General features: G+C 65.5%; 15 protein-coding genes. 3 read left to right on the top strand and 12 right to left on the bottom strand.

What is annotated here, in order from left to right; genetic code table 11:
* Positions 1-4: 4 nt before the first annotated feature.
* From glpK to ACT6QU_RS11875, 8 genes are all read right to left on the bottom strand, one after another.
* Positions 5-1,492 (bottom strand): glycerol kinase GlpK, encoded by a 1,488-nt coding sequence (glpK, locus tag ACT6QU_RS11910; RefSeq protein ID WP_444564650.1) that lies wholly within the window; start codon positions 1,490-1,492, stop codon positions 5-7.
* A gap of 24 nt (positions 1,493-1,516) precedes the next feature.
* On the bottom strand, positions 1,517-3,022 hold the full coding sequence (gene glpD / locus ACT6QU_RS11905) for a glycerol-3-phosphate dehydrogenase (RefSeq protein ID WP_444564651.1): 1,506 nt from the start codon (positions 3,020-3,022) through the stop codon (positions 1,517-1,519).
* Positions 3,023-3,110: 88 nt separating this feature from the next.
* Positions 3,111-3,875 (bottom strand): DeoR/GlpR family DNA-binding transcription regulator, encoded by a 765-nt coding sequence (locus ACT6QU_RS11900; protein WP_444564652.1) that lies wholly within the window; start codon positions 3,873-3,875, stop codon positions 3,111-3,113.
* A gap of 56 nt (positions 3,876-3,931) precedes the next feature.
* The gene (locus tag ACT6QU_RS11895) at positions 3,932-4,939 is read right to left on the bottom strand and encodes an aldose epimerase family protein (protein WP_444564653.1); all 1,008 of its coding nucleotides are present in this window, start codon (positions 4,937-4,939) and stop codon (positions 3,932-3,934) included.
* Positions 4,936-5,940, bottom strand: a complete 1,005-nt coding sequence (locus ACT6QU_RS11890; RefSeq protein WP_444564654.1) for an Ldh family oxidoreductase — start codon at positions 5,938-5,940, stop codon at positions 4,936-4,938. The genes ACT6QU_RS11895 and ACT6QU_RS11890 overlap by 4 nt, the downstream gene beginning before the upstream one ends.
* Entirely contained in the window at positions 5,937-6,869 is a 933-nt protein-coding gene (locus ACT6QU_RS11885; protein ID WP_444564655.1) for a hydroxyacid dehydrogenase, read from the bottom strand. The genes ACT6QU_RS11890 and ACT6QU_RS11885 overlap by 4 nt, the downstream gene beginning before the upstream one ends.
* 1 nt (position 6,870) lies before the next feature.
* The gene (locus ACT6QU_RS11880) at positions 6,871-8,052 is read right to left on the bottom strand and encodes a UxaA family hydrolase (RefSeq protein ID WP_444564656.1); all 1,182 of its coding nucleotides are present in this window, start codon (positions 8,050-8,052) and stop codon (positions 6,871-6,873) included.
* 10 nt (positions 8,053-8,062) lie between these two features.
* Entirely contained in the window at positions 8,063-8,350 is a 288-nt protein-coding gene (locus tag ACT6QU_RS11875; protein ID WP_444564657.1) for a UxaA family hydrolase, read from the bottom strand.
* 132 nt (positions 8,351-8,482) lie between these two features.
* Here ACT6QU_RS11875 and ACT6QU_RS11870 point away from each other — a divergent pair, with 132 nt between their 5' ends.
* From ACT6QU_RS11870 to ACT6QU_RS11860, 3 genes are read left to right on the top strand one after another with little or no spacing between them, the layout of a single operon-like run.
* Positions 8,483-9,265: a GntR family transcriptional regulator gene (locus tag ACT6QU_RS11870; RefSeq protein ID WP_444564658.1), complete on the top strand. Its 783-nt coding sequence runs from the start codon at positions 8,483-8,485 to the stop codon at positions 9,263-9,265.
* Positions 9,266-9,312: 47 nt separating this feature from the next.
* Positions 9,313-9,603, top strand: coding sequence for a BrnT family toxin (locus tag ACT6QU_RS11865; RefSeq protein ID WP_444564659.1), 291 nt, complete (start codon positions 9,313-9,315; stop codon positions 9,601-9,603).
* On the top strand, positions 9,569-9,832 hold the full coding sequence (locus ACT6QU_RS11860; RefSeq protein ID WP_444564660.1) for a BrnA antitoxin family protein: 264 nt from the start codon (positions 9,569-9,571) through the stop codon (positions 9,830-9,832). Before ACT6QU_RS11865 ends, ACT6QU_RS11860 begins: the two co-directional genes overlap by 35 nt.
* Before the next feature lie 10 nt (positions 9,833-9,842).
* Here ACT6QU_RS11860 and ACT6QU_RS11855 read toward each other — a convergent pair whose 3' ends face one another.
* From ACT6QU_RS11855 to ACT6QU_RS11840, 4 genes are read right to left on the bottom strand one after another with little or no spacing between them, the layout of a single operon-like run.
* The gene (locus ACT6QU_RS11855) at positions 9,843-10,955 is read right to left on the bottom strand and encodes a Gfo/Idh/MocA family protein (RefSeq protein ID WP_444564661.1); all 1,113 of its coding nucleotides are present in this window, start codon (positions 10,953-10,955) and stop codon (positions 9,843-9,845) included.
* A 10-nt stretch (positions 10,956-10,965) separates the two neighbouring features.
* Positions 10,966-12,363 carry an L-fucose/L-arabinose isomerase family protein gene (locus tag ACT6QU_RS11850; RefSeq protein ID WP_444564662.1) on the bottom strand — a complete coding sequence of 466 codons (1,398 nt, stop codon included), beginning with the start codon at positions 12,361-12,363 and terminating at the stop codon, positions 10,966-10,968.
* Positions 12,363-13,403 (bottom strand): tagatose 1,6-diphosphate aldolase, encoded by a 1,041-nt coding sequence (locus tag ACT6QU_RS11845; RefSeq protein WP_444564663.1) that lies wholly within the window; start codon positions 13,401-13,403, stop codon positions 12,363-12,365. Before ACT6QU_RS11845 ends, ACT6QU_RS11850 begins: the two co-directional genes overlap by 1 nt.
* Positions 13,400-14,305 carry a PfkB family carbohydrate kinase gene (locus ACT6QU_RS11840; protein WP_444564664.1) on the bottom strand — a complete coding sequence of 302 codons (906 nt, stop codon included), beginning with the start codon at positions 14,303-14,305 and terminating at the stop codon, positions 13,400-13,402. The genes ACT6QU_RS11845 and ACT6QU_RS11840 overlap by 4 nt, the downstream gene beginning before the upstream one ends.
* Positions 14,306-14,343: the final 38 nt, after the last annotated feature.

Below are 14,343 nucleotides of genomic sequence, written 5' to 3'. Positions count from 1 at the left end.
GACCTCAACTCAACGTCCGCCGCACGGCATCCCGCCACCCCGCCAGCTTCGTCTCCCGAAGCCGGTCCCCCATCTCTGGCTCGAACCGACGATCGAGCTTCCACGCCTTGGAGAAATCATCGATCCCCGGCCACACACCCGCACGCGAACCGGCCAGCCATGCAGCGCCCAGCGCCGTCGTCTCCAGGATCGTCGGCCGGTCGACGGGCGCGTCGAGGATGTCGGCGAGCCGCTGCATCGTCCAGTCGGAGGCGACCATGCCGCCATCGACGCGAAGCACCGTCTGCCCGCTCGCATCAGCCCAGTCCTTCTTCATCGCGTCGAGCAAATCGCGCGTCTGGAACGCGACGGATTCGAGCGCGGCGCGGGCGAATTCCGCCGGGCCGGTGCTGCGCGTCAGGCCGAAGATCGCGCCGCGCGCATCCGCGTCCCAGTGCGGCGCGCCGAGCCCGACGAAGGCCGGCACGAGATGGACTTGCTGGGTCTCGTCGGCTTCGGCCGCCAGCCGCCCGCTTTCCTCCGCCTTGCCGATCACCTTGATCCCGTCGCGCAGCCACTGCACCGCCGCGCCGGCGACGAAGATCGACCCCTCCAGCGCATAGGTCGTGCGCCCGTCGAGGCGATAGGCGATGGTGGTGAGCAGCCGATTCTTCGAGCGCACCAGCGTCTCGCCGGTATTGAGCACCGCGAAGCATCCCGTCCCATAAGTGGATTTCATCATGCCGGGCGCAAAGCAGGCCTGGCCGATCGTCGCCGCCTGCTGGTCGCCGGCAACGCCGAGGATCGGGATCGCCGCGCCGAACAGCGCCGCCTCCGTCACGCCGAAATCCGCTGCGCTGTCCTTCACGTCAGGCAGCATGGACAACGGCACGTCGAGCAACTTGCCGAGTTCGGCGTCCCACGCATTGGTCTCGATGTTGAACAGCAGCGTGCGCGAGGCATTGGTCGCGTCGGTGACGTGCGCGGCGCCGCCCGTCAGCTTCCAGATCAGGAACGAATCCATCGTGCCGGCAAGAAGTTCGCCCGCTTCGGCACGCGCCCGCGCGCCCTCCACATTATCGAGCAGCCAGCCGAGCTTGGTGCCCGAGAAATAAGGGTCGAGCAGAAGTCCCGTCTTCGCGGCGAAGACCTCTTCGAGCCCCTTCGCCTTCATCTCGTGGCACAGCGCCGCCGTGCGTCGGTCCTGCCAGACGATGGCGTTGTGGATCGGCCTGCCCGTCGCCTTGTCCCAGACGACGACGGTCTCGCGCTGGTTGGTGATGCCGATGGCGGCGACGTCCGCTGCCGAAATCCCCGCCTTTTCGAGCGCCGTCTTCACCACCGCGACGACGCTCTCCCAGATCTCGTCCGCATCGTGCTCGACCCAGCCGGACTGGGGAAAATGCTGCGTGAATTCCTGCTGGCCGACGCCGGCGATCTTCATGTCGCCGTCGAAGACGATCGCCCGGCTCGATGTCGTGCCCTGGTCGATCGCGAGAACGTACCCGCCCATGAAATCCTCCCCGATACTGGTCTGTCAGGCAGCCTTGGCGAGCCCGCACATGAAGGTCTGCAGCCGCGCGACATCTTCCTCGGACACGACCAGACCGCGCTTGGTGCGCCGCCATAGAACGTCCTCGGCGGTCATCGCCCACTCATGCGCCATCAGATAGCAGATCTCCGCCTCGTAAAGGTCGGCGCCGAAATGACGCCCCAGATCGTCGATCGTTGTCGCCGAGCCGAGGATGCTGCGCGCCCGCGTGCCGTAGAGCCTCGTCAAGCGCCGTGCATGATCATGATCCAAAAATGCGTAGTCGGCCTGCAGCCTGCGCACCGTCTCGTCGAACGTGCCGACCGCGAAATCGCCGCCCGGCAGCGTCGCCCGCTCCGTCCACGGCCGGCCCTTGGCCCCGATCAGACCCTCGATCCTGGCGAGCATGGATTCGGCCAGCCGCCGATAGGTGGTGATCTTGCCGCCGAAGATGTTGATCAGCGGCACGCCGTCCGTATCGGCTTTCAGCACGTAGTCGCGCGTTGCCTCCTGCGCCTTCGACGCGCCGTCGTCATAGAGAGGGCGCACGCCTGAGAAGGTCCAGACGATGTCCTCGCGGCGCACCGGCTCGGCGAAATATTCGCTCGCCGAGGCACACAGATAGTCGATCTCTGCCTCGCTGATCGCGACGTCCTTCGGATCGCCGTCATAATCCTGGTCGGTCGTCCCGATCATGGTGAAGTCGTCATGATAGGGAATGGCGAAGATGATCCGCCCGTCGGCATTCTGGAAGAAATAGGCGCGCGGATCGTCGAATTTTTTTCGAACGACGATGTGGCTGCCCTGGACGAGTCGCACATTTTGCACGTTCCCGCGGCCCACCGTCTCGGCCAGCACATGGTCGACCCACGGCCCGCCCGCATTGACGAGAAGCCGCGCGCGCACCGTCTCGCACGTTCCGCTCGCCTGATCCTCGATCCCGACCGACCAGACATCCGCCTCGCGTCTGGCCGAGACGACCTTGGTGCGGGTGCGGATCACCGCGCCCTTGTCGGCCGCGTCGCGCGCGTTGAGCACGACGAGCCGCGCGTCGTCGACGCCGCAATCCGAATACTCGAACGCCTTCGAGAAAAGCGGCTTCAACGGCCAGCCTGCCGGATCGGTCGTCATGTCGAGGACGCGCGTCTTCGGCAAGAGCTTGCGCCCGCCGATATGGTCGTAGAGAAAAAGGCCGAGCCGCAGGAGCCAGGCCGGGCGCAAGCCCTTATGGTGCGGCAGGACGAAACGCATCGGCCAGATGATGTGCGGTGCGTTCGCCCATAGAATTTCGCGCTCTTCCAGCGCCTCGCGCACGAGCCGGAACTCGTAGTGCTCCAGATAGCGCAGCCCGCCATGGATCAGCTTGGTCGACCAGGACGAGGTCCCGCTCGCAAGATCGTTCATCTCGGCCAGGAACACCGAATAGCCGCGCCCGGCTGCGTCCCGCGCGATACCACAGCCGTTGATGCCGCCACCGATGATGAAGATATCGTGGATCGTTTCGTCAGGCACGTCGATTATCCGATTTCGAAATCAAACGAAATCTAAATGAAACTTCATCGAAATCCAAGACGCTATCGCCGGTTTCCGCCACACGCACTCAGCGTGCGGTCTCTACCAATTGCACGCCCGCTTCTTTGCAAACCCGCCTGATCTCGCCGCTCGGGCACCGGTCGGTGACGAAGCTCGAAACCTGAGACAGATGCGCGATCCGCACTGGGGCGGTGCGCTCGAACTTGGTGGAGTCGGCGACGAGGATGACGTGCCGCGCATTGGCGATGATCGCCTGCGCGACTTTCACTTCACGAAAGTCGAAATCGAGCAGCGCTCCATCCTCGTCGATCGCCGATGCGCCAATCACCGCATAGTCGGCCTTGAACTGGCGGAAGAAGTCGACCGCCGCCTCGCCCACCACGCCGCCATCCGAGCCGCGCACCACGCCGCCCGCGATCACCACCTCGATGGAGGGCTGCACCCGCATCCGGTTGGCGACGTTGATGTTGTTGGTGATGACCATCAGCCCCTTATGGTCGCCCAGCGCCTCGCTGACGGCCTCGGTCGTGGTCCCGATATTGATGAAGAGCGACGCATTGTCGGGGATCAAGGTCGCGGCGGCACGGCCGATCCCCTGTTTCTCGTCGGCAGCGATCCGGCGCCGCGCCTCATATTCCATGTTCTCGATGCCCGAGGGGATCACCGCCCCGCCATGGATGCGCGCGAGAAGCCGCTTGTCGCAAAGCTCGTTCAGATCCTTGCGGATCGTCTGCGGCGAAACATCGAAGCGGACGGCAAGGTCATCGACGAGGACGCGGCCGCTGTCCTTGGCGAGTTGCACGATTTCGGCATGGCGTGGAAGAAGGAACATGAGGGCTGTCAGCTTTCGTTTTTGCTTTTTCTAATGCAATTCGAAACCCGACGCACCTACTTCGAGAACCGGTACTCGGTCTTTTGCTCATAGACTTCGCCCGGACGCAGCACCGCCTGCGGAAAGTCGGGATTGTTCGGCGCATCGGGCCAGATCTGCGGTTCGAGGCACAGGCCCGCAAATGCGCCGTAGCTGCGTCCATCCAGCCCGCCCCCGTCGATGGCAAGCTTGTGCCCGCCATAGAACTGGAGGCCCGGCTCGCTCGTCCAGACATCCATCACCAGACCCGACTGCGCACCCTCCAGCCGAACCGCGCGCGTCAGCGGTCGTCTTGCATCGGCGAGACACCAATTATGGTCGTAAATGAATGGCGCGCTGCCCCGCTCCCATGCGATTTCACGCATTTCCTGAAAGTCGAAAGGGCCACCAGCGACCAATTCCGTGCCGCCGGTCGGAATCCACTCCTCGTCGACGGGCACGTAGCGCGCGGCGTCGATCGTCAGGCGATGCCCCAGCACATCGCCCGCACCGCCATCGTCGAGATTGAAATAGGAGTGGTGGGCGAGATTGCAGAGCGTCGGCGAGTCGGTGCGCGCCGTCAGCCCGACCTTCAGCGCGCCGTCCGCGAGCGTGTAGAGGCATTCGATATCGAGATTGCCCGGAAAACCCATCTCGCCATTTCGGTCGGCCAGCGTCAGCCGCACGAAATCGGAACCCGCCTCCGCGATCGACCAGACCCGCTTGCCGATCCCCTTGATGCCGCCATGCAGGAGATGCTTGCCGAGGAAATTGGTATCGACCTGAACCCTCCGCCCGTCCAGTTCGAACCGGCCATGCCGGATGCGGTTGGCATAGCGTCCCGCGATCGCGCCGAAAAAGGGCGAGCGGACGGGATAATCCTCGAAGCGCTCGAAGCCGAGCACCAGCGGCGGCTCGTGTCCCTCGAAGCGCAAATCCTGCACGACCGCACCCCAGGTCAGGATTTTGGCCGTCAGTCCGCCGCCGGCAATGGTGATGCGCCGCACTGTCTCGCCATCCGTGCGGCCGAATTTCTCGACGCTCATGCGGCCCCGATCACGCCGATCTCGTCGATCAGCGCCTGTTCGACAGGGATACCGTCCCTCGTAAGCCTTTCGCGCAGGGCGATGCGGCGATGTCCGGGCACGCGTGCGCCCTCGCTGCCGGCGATCTGGTCCGCCATCTCGGCGAACCGCGCCAGCGCATGTCCCTCGAAAACACCCGGATCGATGGCGATGATCGCCTGCCCGGTTCCCGGCGGATCGCCGTCGGCGTCGAAGAACGAGGTCTGCTCGTAGCCGAAATTCGCGCCGGTCAGCCCGGCGCACAGGAGTTCCACCATCAGCGCCAGCGCCGTCCCCTTGGCGTCGCCGAGCGGGATCATCGTGCCGGCGAGTGCGGCCCTGGGGTCGGTTGTCGCCCGGCCCTCGGCATCGAGCGCCCAGCCTTCGGGAATGGGCTCCTGTCTCTGGTTCGCCGCCATGATCTTGCCGCGCGCGACCTTGGACAGCGAAACGTCGACGATGATCGGATCGCCGCCTTTCGTCGGGCAGGCAAAGGCGATCGGGTCGGTGCCGAAGAGCGGACGACGCCCGCCCCATGGCGCCATCGCCGCCGGCGCATTGGCGAACATCAGTGCGACCAGCCCCCGCGCGGCCAGCGCTTCGACGGCCAGCCCCGCGACGCCGGCATGGTGCGAGCGATGGATGCCCGCAATCGCGATCCCCTGCTCCGGCGTCATTTCGGTCAGTTGATCGGCGGCGAGCTCAAGCGCCGGATAGGCGAAGCCGAACGCGGCATCGATACTGACCACCCCCGGCCGCACGCGCTCGGCGCGCGCCGCCGCATGGCCCTTGACCTTTCCGGCCCGCGCCTGCGCCGCATAGGCCGGAACGCGCCGCAAGCCGTGGCCGCCCTGGCCGACCAGTTCGGCGCCAACGAGCGCCCGCGCAACCGCGTCGGCATTGTCGATCGACGTGTCGCTGGCCGTCAGCGCGGCGGCGATCAGCGCATGGGCTTCGCCGACCGACAGAACGCGCTCGCTCATCTTTGCGTCTCCAGATGCGCGATCACGAGCCCGGCGATCATGTCGGAGACGCGCACATTCGATTCGTCCGTCACGCCCGCGATATGCGGTGTCAGAACCAGATTGGGAAGCCCCATGAACTTCGCGCCATCTTCAGCCGTCAGCGGTTCGGTCTCGAACACGTCGAGCGCCGCGCCGCCAAGCTTTCCGTCGCGCAGCGCATCGGCCAGCGCCGCCTCGTCGACCACCCCGCCCCGCGCGGCGTTGATCAGCACCGCATCGCGCTTCATCAGCCCCAGCCGCCGTGCGTCGATCATGTACCGCGTCGCGTCGGTCAGCGGGACATGCAGCGATATGACGTCGGAAAGCTCCATCAGCCCGTCGAGCGAGACGTTGCGCGCGATCTGCCAGGCGGGATGGCCGGTATCGAGATGCGGATCGTAGGCGACGAGGCTCATGCCGTAATCATGCGCCCGCCACGCCACTTCCTGCGCGATGGCGCCGAAGCCGATCAGCCCCAGCGTCTTGCCCGCAAGCTCGCGGCCCATCATTCTTTGACGCGGCCACTCGCCTGCCGCCACCGCATCGCTCGACATGTAGGCGCGCCGCAGGAGCAGCATCGCATTGGCGATGACATATTCGGCGACGGCGAGATTGTTCGCGCCCGTCGCCGGATGCACGGCAATGCCGCGCACCGAACACGCGTCCATGTCGATATTGTCGAGGCCGACGCCGAGCCGCCCGACCACTTTCAGCTTCCCGGCGCTTTCCAGAAGCGCGCCGCGCACCTGCGTCCGGTTGCGCACGACCAGCGCCCGCGCCGGCCGGACCGCCTCGGCCAGCCTTTCAGGCTCATCGACCAGCTTCGGATCGTAGAGCGTGTCGAACCGCGCGGTCAGCCGCGCGACGGCCGCCTCGTCCATGAATTCGCAGATGACGATGTCGGCCATGTCACGCGCTGCGATAGAGCTTGGTCATCGAGAACTCGCGGTGACCGAGCGCTTCGGCCGCCGTGTTGCGCCCGTTCGCCGTGCGCACGATCATGTCGATCAGTGCGTCGCCCGCCTCGTCGATCGTCATCTCGCGCCGCAATATGCCCGACACGTCGACATCGACATGCTCGCCCATCGTGCGCACCGTGCGTGGATTGGCGGTGATCTTGACGACGGGCACGATCGGATTCCCGATCACATTGCCCTGTCCGGTCGGGAAGGTGTGGATCACGTAGCCGCCCGCCGCCATCAGCGTGACGCATTCGGCCGCCGCCGACGAGGAATCCATGAAATAGAGCCCGTTGCCCGATTTCGGCATCTCGGCCGGCTCGAGGATGTCGATATATTTCGACGTCCGCCCGATCTTCTCCAGATTGCCGAGCGCCTTTTCCTCGATCGTCGTCAGCCCGCCCTCGATATTGCCCTTGGTCGGCTGGCTTTCGGACAGATCGTCGGTCTTGAACTGCTCGATGACGTCGTCCTGATACGCCTTCCACATCCTGTACCAGCGCTCGCCGACCTCCGGGTTGATCGCGCGCGCCTTGGCGATGTGCTCGGCGCCGGTGATCTCCGACGTCTCGCCGAAGCAGCCATAGATGCCCTCGGGCAAGAGCTTGTCATACATGTTGCCGACCGTCGGGCAGGAGCCGAGCCCGGTCGTCGTGTCGCTCTCGCCGCATTTGGTCGAGACCCACAGTTCCGAGATCGAGCATTCCTCGCGCTGAAGTTCGGTCGCGTAGTGGACGAACTCCTTCGCCTTGCGGCTCGCATCCATGATCGTCTTCAAATCGCCGTTCTGCTCGATCGAGAACCCGGCCACCGGCTTGCCCGTTTCGGCAATGCCGTCGACGATCTTGCTTGTCCAGCCCGGCTCGATGCCGATGACGACGACGGCGGCGACGTTCGGGTTCGCACCGGTGCCGATCATGGTGCGGAAATGCAGTTCCAGATCCTCGCCGAACTGCAACCGTCCATAAGCGTGCGGCAGCGCCATCGTGCCCTTGATGTTGTTGGCGACCGCTTCGCAGGCGGCATTGGAAATGTCGTCCACCGGCAGGATGATGACATGGTTGCGCACGCCGACGCGGCCATTGTCGCGCCGATAGGCCTGGATGGTCCGATTGGAGTACTTCGATGCCATGGGTCGACTCCTACCAGCGCTTGGTCTTGAGATTGTGGACATGGACGTGGCAGCCCTTGGCGACGTCGGCGACGAACTTGCCGATGTCCTCGCCATACTTGATCGCCGTGTCGCCGCTCTTGATGTCCGATAGCGCGACCTTGTGGCCGATCGGCACGTCCGCCTTCGCCTCCAGTTCGAAGCTGGAATTGTCGTGCGTGACGACGCCGAGCATCGTCGTGCCCGCCGTCAGCCCTTCGACGACGACGACGCCGACATTGTCCTTGTGCTCGTGAACGAGCAGATGGGGAATTGCCATCCTGACCTCCTCGAAACCTCAAACCCGCGCTGGCGGTGCGGCGATAGCTCTTGTATAAGATAAAAGACCGAGCGCGCAATCGGGAAACAATGCGCAATTGGCCAAACGAAAAATCATTTCGCGGAGAGGCGGGTGACGGGCGCACGCATGGAAGAATCGGACGGGGATGTCCAGGAAGAGCGCTTTCGCGCCGAACGGACGGGCAAGCTCGGCTACCAGCCGCTCTACAAGCGCGTGAAGGCGCTGCTCGTCGCGCGCATCGCCGACGGCCGCTGGCAGGCAGGGCAGTCGATCCCGAACGAGTTCCAGATCGCCGAGGAGCTGAACGTCTCCCAGGGCACGGTGCGCAAGGCCCTGCACGAGATGACGCTCGACAATCTGCTCGTGCGCCGGCAGGGGCGCGGCACCTTCGTCACCTCCTATGACGACGAACGCATCCTGTTCCAGTTCTTCAAGCTGACACCAGACGAGGGCAGCCGCGAATTCCCCGATTCGACAGTCCTGTCGCTCGAAAGCGGCACCGCCAACGTGGCCGAAGCCGATGCGCTCGCCATTCCCGCCGGCAACCCTGTCTGGCGTCTCGTGCGCCGCCGCACGCTCGGCGACAAGCCGCTGATCATCGAGCGCATCGTCTTGCCCGCCGAACTCTTTCCCGAACTCGACCGTTTCGAGACCATCCCCAACAATGTCTACGGCCTCTATTCCAGCCGCTACGGCGTCACGGTCGCCCGCGCCGTCGAACGCCTGAAAGCCGTCGGCGCCGACGCCCACGACGCGCGCCATCTCGACTGCCCCTTCGGCATGCCCCTCCTCGAAGTCGACCGCCGCGCCGTCGGCCTCGACGACCGCATCGTCGAGTGGCGCATATCCCGCTGCCTCACCGAAGCACATCATTATCTGTCGGATTTGAAGTAGCTTGCCGCCCGCACCACGCATTGAATGTAACTACAAAGTGTGCTTACATGACTTTTGCATGGGATGAGGCGAAGAACCGGACAAACATCGCCAAGCACGGGCTGAGTTTTGCAACCGCCTGTCGAATTTTCGAAGGTCCAGTCCTGACGGCAATCGATGACCGGTTCGAATATGGCGAAGTTCGCCGCAACAGCATCGGCGCGATCGAAGGCGTGTTGGTGATCGTGGTGACCCACACCGACCGGGACGGCACAACCCGCATCATCTCCGCGCGCCCCGCCAAGCGCGTTGAAAGGAACACCTATGAAGAAGCGCTACGACAGGGAACTGACCCTTGAGCAACTGGCCGCCCTGCCGGACGACCAGATCGAAACCAGCGACATTCCCGAACTGGACGAGAATTTCTGGAGGAATGCGAAGCTGGTGGAGCCGGACACGACGCAGCAGGTGACCTTGCGGGTGAAGAAGTCCGTCCTCGATGCCTTCAAGGCGACCGGCAAGGGCTACCAGACCCGCATGAATGCCGTGCTGGAAACCTACGTCCGCACCTTGCACAAGCAGCGTTGACCGGCAGCGATCACGCCACCTGACGGTCGCGCCACCCTTCCGCGAACTCCACCGCCTGCCCGGTGCGCGCCGAAAGCTCCGCCGCCGCGCCCATCTCGACCGAGCGCAGCCCGTCTTCGAGCGACACCTCCGGTTGCCCGCCATCCAGCACCATCTGCTGGAACAGGCGGTGCTGATAGAAGGTCGAGCCGTGATGGTCGCCAGCGGCGAGGATTTCGGGGTCGACCTCAACGACGCGCCGCTGCGGGCCCTTCGGTTCGCGCGGAGAAATCACGATTTTGGCCGCCCGCTCGCCCGCACCCGGCCAGAACCGCGCCGGCCCCGGCACGAAAGCCTCGATCTTGCCCGCCGAGCCCATCGCCGAGACGTGCTCCTGGAACCAGCTTCCTTCGGAAAACATGCACAATTCCAACATCGCCCGCATGCCGTTGGCGAAGTCGGCGATCACATAGGCATTGTCCAGAATGTCCGGCGCGCGGCCGTCATAGGCCTCGTCCTTGTGATTCACGTCCTGCGCCCCCGAAGCATAGATCCGCACCGGCTCCGACTGCGTGACGAGCCGCATCAGGTCGAAGAAATGGCAGCATTTTTCGACCAGCGTCCCGCCGGTCTCGGCCGCAAAACGGTTCCAGTGGCCGACCTTGTGCAAGAACGGGAATCGATGCTCGCGGATCGTCAGCATCCTGGCCTCGCCGATCGTCCCGGCGCGGATTTCCTCGATCATCCGCGCGATCGGCGGCATGTAGCGATATTCCATCGCGACCCAGACCGGCGCCTTTCGACCGGCAGCCGCAGCGAGGATATGCCGGCTCGTCTCAGCCGTCGAACAGAGCGGCTTTTCGACGAGGATCGGCAGGTCCGCCGGCATCACGTCGAGCAGGATGTCGTGATGCGTGTGGTTCGGGCTGGCGATCACCAGCACGTCGGCGAGCCCCGCATCCATCAGCGCGCGGTGGTCGGCGAACTGCCGCGCGCCGCCGGATAGCGCCGCCGCGCGCTCGCGCATCCCCTCGTCCGGATCGCTGACGGCGACGATTTCCGTGTCGGGCAGAAGCATGATGTTGCGGATGTGCTCCTGCCCCATCATGCCCGAACCGATGATCGCGTAGCGCAGTTTCGACATGCGAGTTCCTTTAGAATTCGAGAACCGGCAGGCCCATTTCGGCCGCCAGGGCGCGCAGCGCCGGCCGGTGGTCGCCATAAACGAGGCTCAAATGATGCTCGAGCCCAGCCCCGACGATCGTCTGCGCCACGGCCTCGATCGGCGCATCGAAGGCGAGCACGCCAGCCGTGCCGGAAAAGGCGAGCGGGCGCCGTTTCATCTCGCCGCCCGCGATCACCATCGTCGGATGCCCGCGCGCCTGGCTGATCCGCGCGAAGGTGACGCGGCCGGGCTTCAACGGAAACTCGAACAGAAGCGGCATCTTGCGGTTGGAATGGATCGCCGCCTTCGCCGTCACGGTCTCGTCGCGCATCGACACCGGCGCCTGCCCGCAATGCCAGACGACGCCCGTTCCGTCCTGTGCATCGAGATCGACCAAATCGACGAGGAACGCCGCGTCCCCGGTCATCTCCTGCAGGAACAGGTTCGTCAGCGCCCCATGGACGTCCGCCTCGCAGGCGCACGGCACGCGCCGCTCGCCCATCATCCCGACCGGCCCGCAGACCGCGCCGCCATATTGCGTGAACATTTCCGGCCAGCAGCGCACGGCGAATGCCGCATAGCCGCCTTTCGAGCGCACGTCCTCCAGCGCCGCGCGCAGGCGCAGCGACCGGTCGAGCTGGTCCTGGTCGACGCTGTCGAGATCGTCGAGCGTCGCGCCGGCCTCCGCCCGCGCCTCGCCGACGGCCCCTTCTCCAGCGCCCCGCGCGGAGGCAAAGAGCGCATCGAGCGCGATCGGCTCGACCGAAACACCGGCCAGGCTTTCGAGCCGCTCGGGATCGTAGTCGCAGGTGAAGAACCCGTCCGGCCGCTCGCCGATCCGCCCGATCCGGCTGCCCGCAATCCGCGCCAGAAGCGCCCGCGCCCCGGCCCGCTCGCCTTCGCCTGCCTCCGCCGTCACCAAGGGCTGCGCCTTTGCCTGCCGCTTTCTGGCCAGAAGATCGGCAGCCAGAGCGCCGACATCCGCCGTCGCCGGATCGGCATGAACCCAGCCGAACGCAACGTCGTTCAGGCCCAGTGCATGCGCCGCAAGATTGAGCCCGCAAAACGCATTCAGCCGCAGCCGCCCGCCGGTGCGCGGCTCGGGAAACGACCAGATCGCCAGCGGCGCATCCGCCTCGTCGGCGATCTTCACGGTCATCGTCGCGTCAGTGAACGTCACCTGCACGATGAGCAGCAGATCGAGCGCTCGGCCCTTCATCACAGCCAGCGCCCTTTCCGTCGCCGGCGCGTCAAACAGCAGCGCCTCGCCGCCGACAAGTTCGTGCCCCGCCGCCGAAAGCTCGCCCTTCAGACTACCGTAGAGCTCCTCGGCGTAGGCGACGTCGAAGGTCGCGCGCGCCAGCGGTAGTAGCCCGATCCGCGCCATCACACGCCTCCCATACCGGAATAGGAATGCCGGAACGACGCGTTCGCGTCGGCGATTTCCGCCTTGCCGCCATAAAGCGGTGTGTCGAACCACGGCATGGCATGTTCGTCCGTCAACGCATTGATCCGCTTCACATAAGGCAGGCTCGTGTGCCGCAGACCCGAACGGATCGCGTCCCAGTCCGGAAACGCCTTGAACGGCTCCGACCAGATCGCCCGCCCCGCCAGATACCCGGACGCACCCGCCGCATAGGCATGCTTCAGCACCGCCTCGAATTCCGCCATTCCTGCGCCCGCCGAAAGCATCACCCACGGACGCCCGGCGATCCGTCCCATCTCGTCGAACAGCTTCTGCGTCGCCGCATCCGTCCCGTCGCCGATGCCCTTGGCCGGCACCGGGCTTTCCAGCTTGAAGATGTCGATGCCGAAACCCGGATCGGCGAAGCGCCGCACGCTTTCGAGCACGTTGTCGGCCTGCTTCGCCGCCATCTCCACATAGTCCTTCGTCTGCTCCGCCTCGCCCGGCAGCGGATAGACGAGAAGCTCGAAAAGATAGGGAATGTCATAGGTTTGGCAGGCTTCGCCGATTCGCTTCGCGAAGTCCTCCTGCGCCCGGCGATTGGCCGCATCCGCATCCGGCCGATACCAAGCGAGCACCTTCACCGCGTCGCCGCCGGCACGCTTGATCTTCTCGACCGACCAGTCGTCGATCTCGTCCGACAGCCGCCCCGTCTCCGTCTCGCGGAAGAGCGAATCCTCCAGCGTCACGATCATGCCCTTGGCGGGCGAGGCGACGGAGAGCCCACGTGGCAGCGCGAAATGCGGGTCCATCAGCACGGCCGACGTCTCGGCCTGCAGCTCCTCCACCAGCATCAGCTTGAAGCCGGCAACATCCTCATAAGGCGCTTCAGCCTTACCGCGTATCGCCTTGATCGGATTCTTGATCGGCGGCCGCTGGTCGACGGCCAGCATCTTGAACCGGCCCTTGTCGTCGGCAAGCCGCCGCAGGCCCCAGAGCTTGCCCGCCGATAGTGTGGTCATGCCTGCATTCCTTCGTGTTCGTCCAGAAATCGGTCGAGTTCGGCGCGTGTCGGTATGCCCGCCCTACCGCCGAACCGAGTACATTTGATTGCCGCCGCCGCCGAAGCGAAGCGGATCGCCGCGCGCGTCTCCAGCCCCTCGGCCAGCGCCACGGTCAGCGCGCCGTGCCAGACGTCCCCGGCGCCGAGCGTATCGACGACCGCGACCTCGAAGGCCGGCTCATGCGCGATATCGTCGCCGTCGAAGAACAGCGTCCCCTCCGCGCCGATCGTCACCGAAAGATGCGCCGCGCACCGATCGCGCAACCGCGCCAACCCTTCCCGTGGATCGTCCGTTTCGGTCATCTCGCGCAGCGCCTGCGCCGACAGCGCGACATGGCTCGCCGCATCGAGGAGTGTCGCATCGAAGGGCGGCCGGTCGACGTCGAGCACGGCAGGCAGGCCCGCCGCACGCGCCAGATCGAAGAGGTGCCGTGCGCCCTCCTCCCAGCGAATATCGCCCATCACCGCGCCCGTTCCGGCCGGCAGTTCGTCCGGCAGCCAGTCCGTCGCGGTCGGAATCGACCAGTCGCCATAATTGACGATCATCCGCTCGCCCGCCGCGTCGACGAAGACCGAGGAGAGCGGCGAGCGATGCCCGGCGAACCGCCGCAGCCCGGCACAATCCACGCCCTCCGCTGCGAGCCCGTCGATGATCTGCCCGGCCACCACATCATCGCCGATGCGGCCGATCATGTGCGCCTTGTGCCCCAGCCGCGCCGCGGTCGCCGCCGCGTTCGCCGCCAACCCGCCGCCCACCACTTGCATGTCGCGGGCACGGTATTTCTCGGCGCGGTCCGGCATCCGGTCGACCGAAAACACATAGTCGACGACCGCGATGCCGATGAAGAAGATGTCGCTCATGCACCTGTCGCACTGTTCGCGCGGATGACCTGCGCTAT

This window comes from Aliihoeflea sp. (assembly GCF_052435475.1).
Lineage (GTDB): Bacteria > Pseudomonadota > Alphaproteobacteria > Rhizobiales > Rhizobiaceae > Aliihoeflea.
The sequence above is the reverse complement of the archived record's forward strand: the minus strand, read 5'-3'. Positions and strand labels throughout refer to the sequence as shown.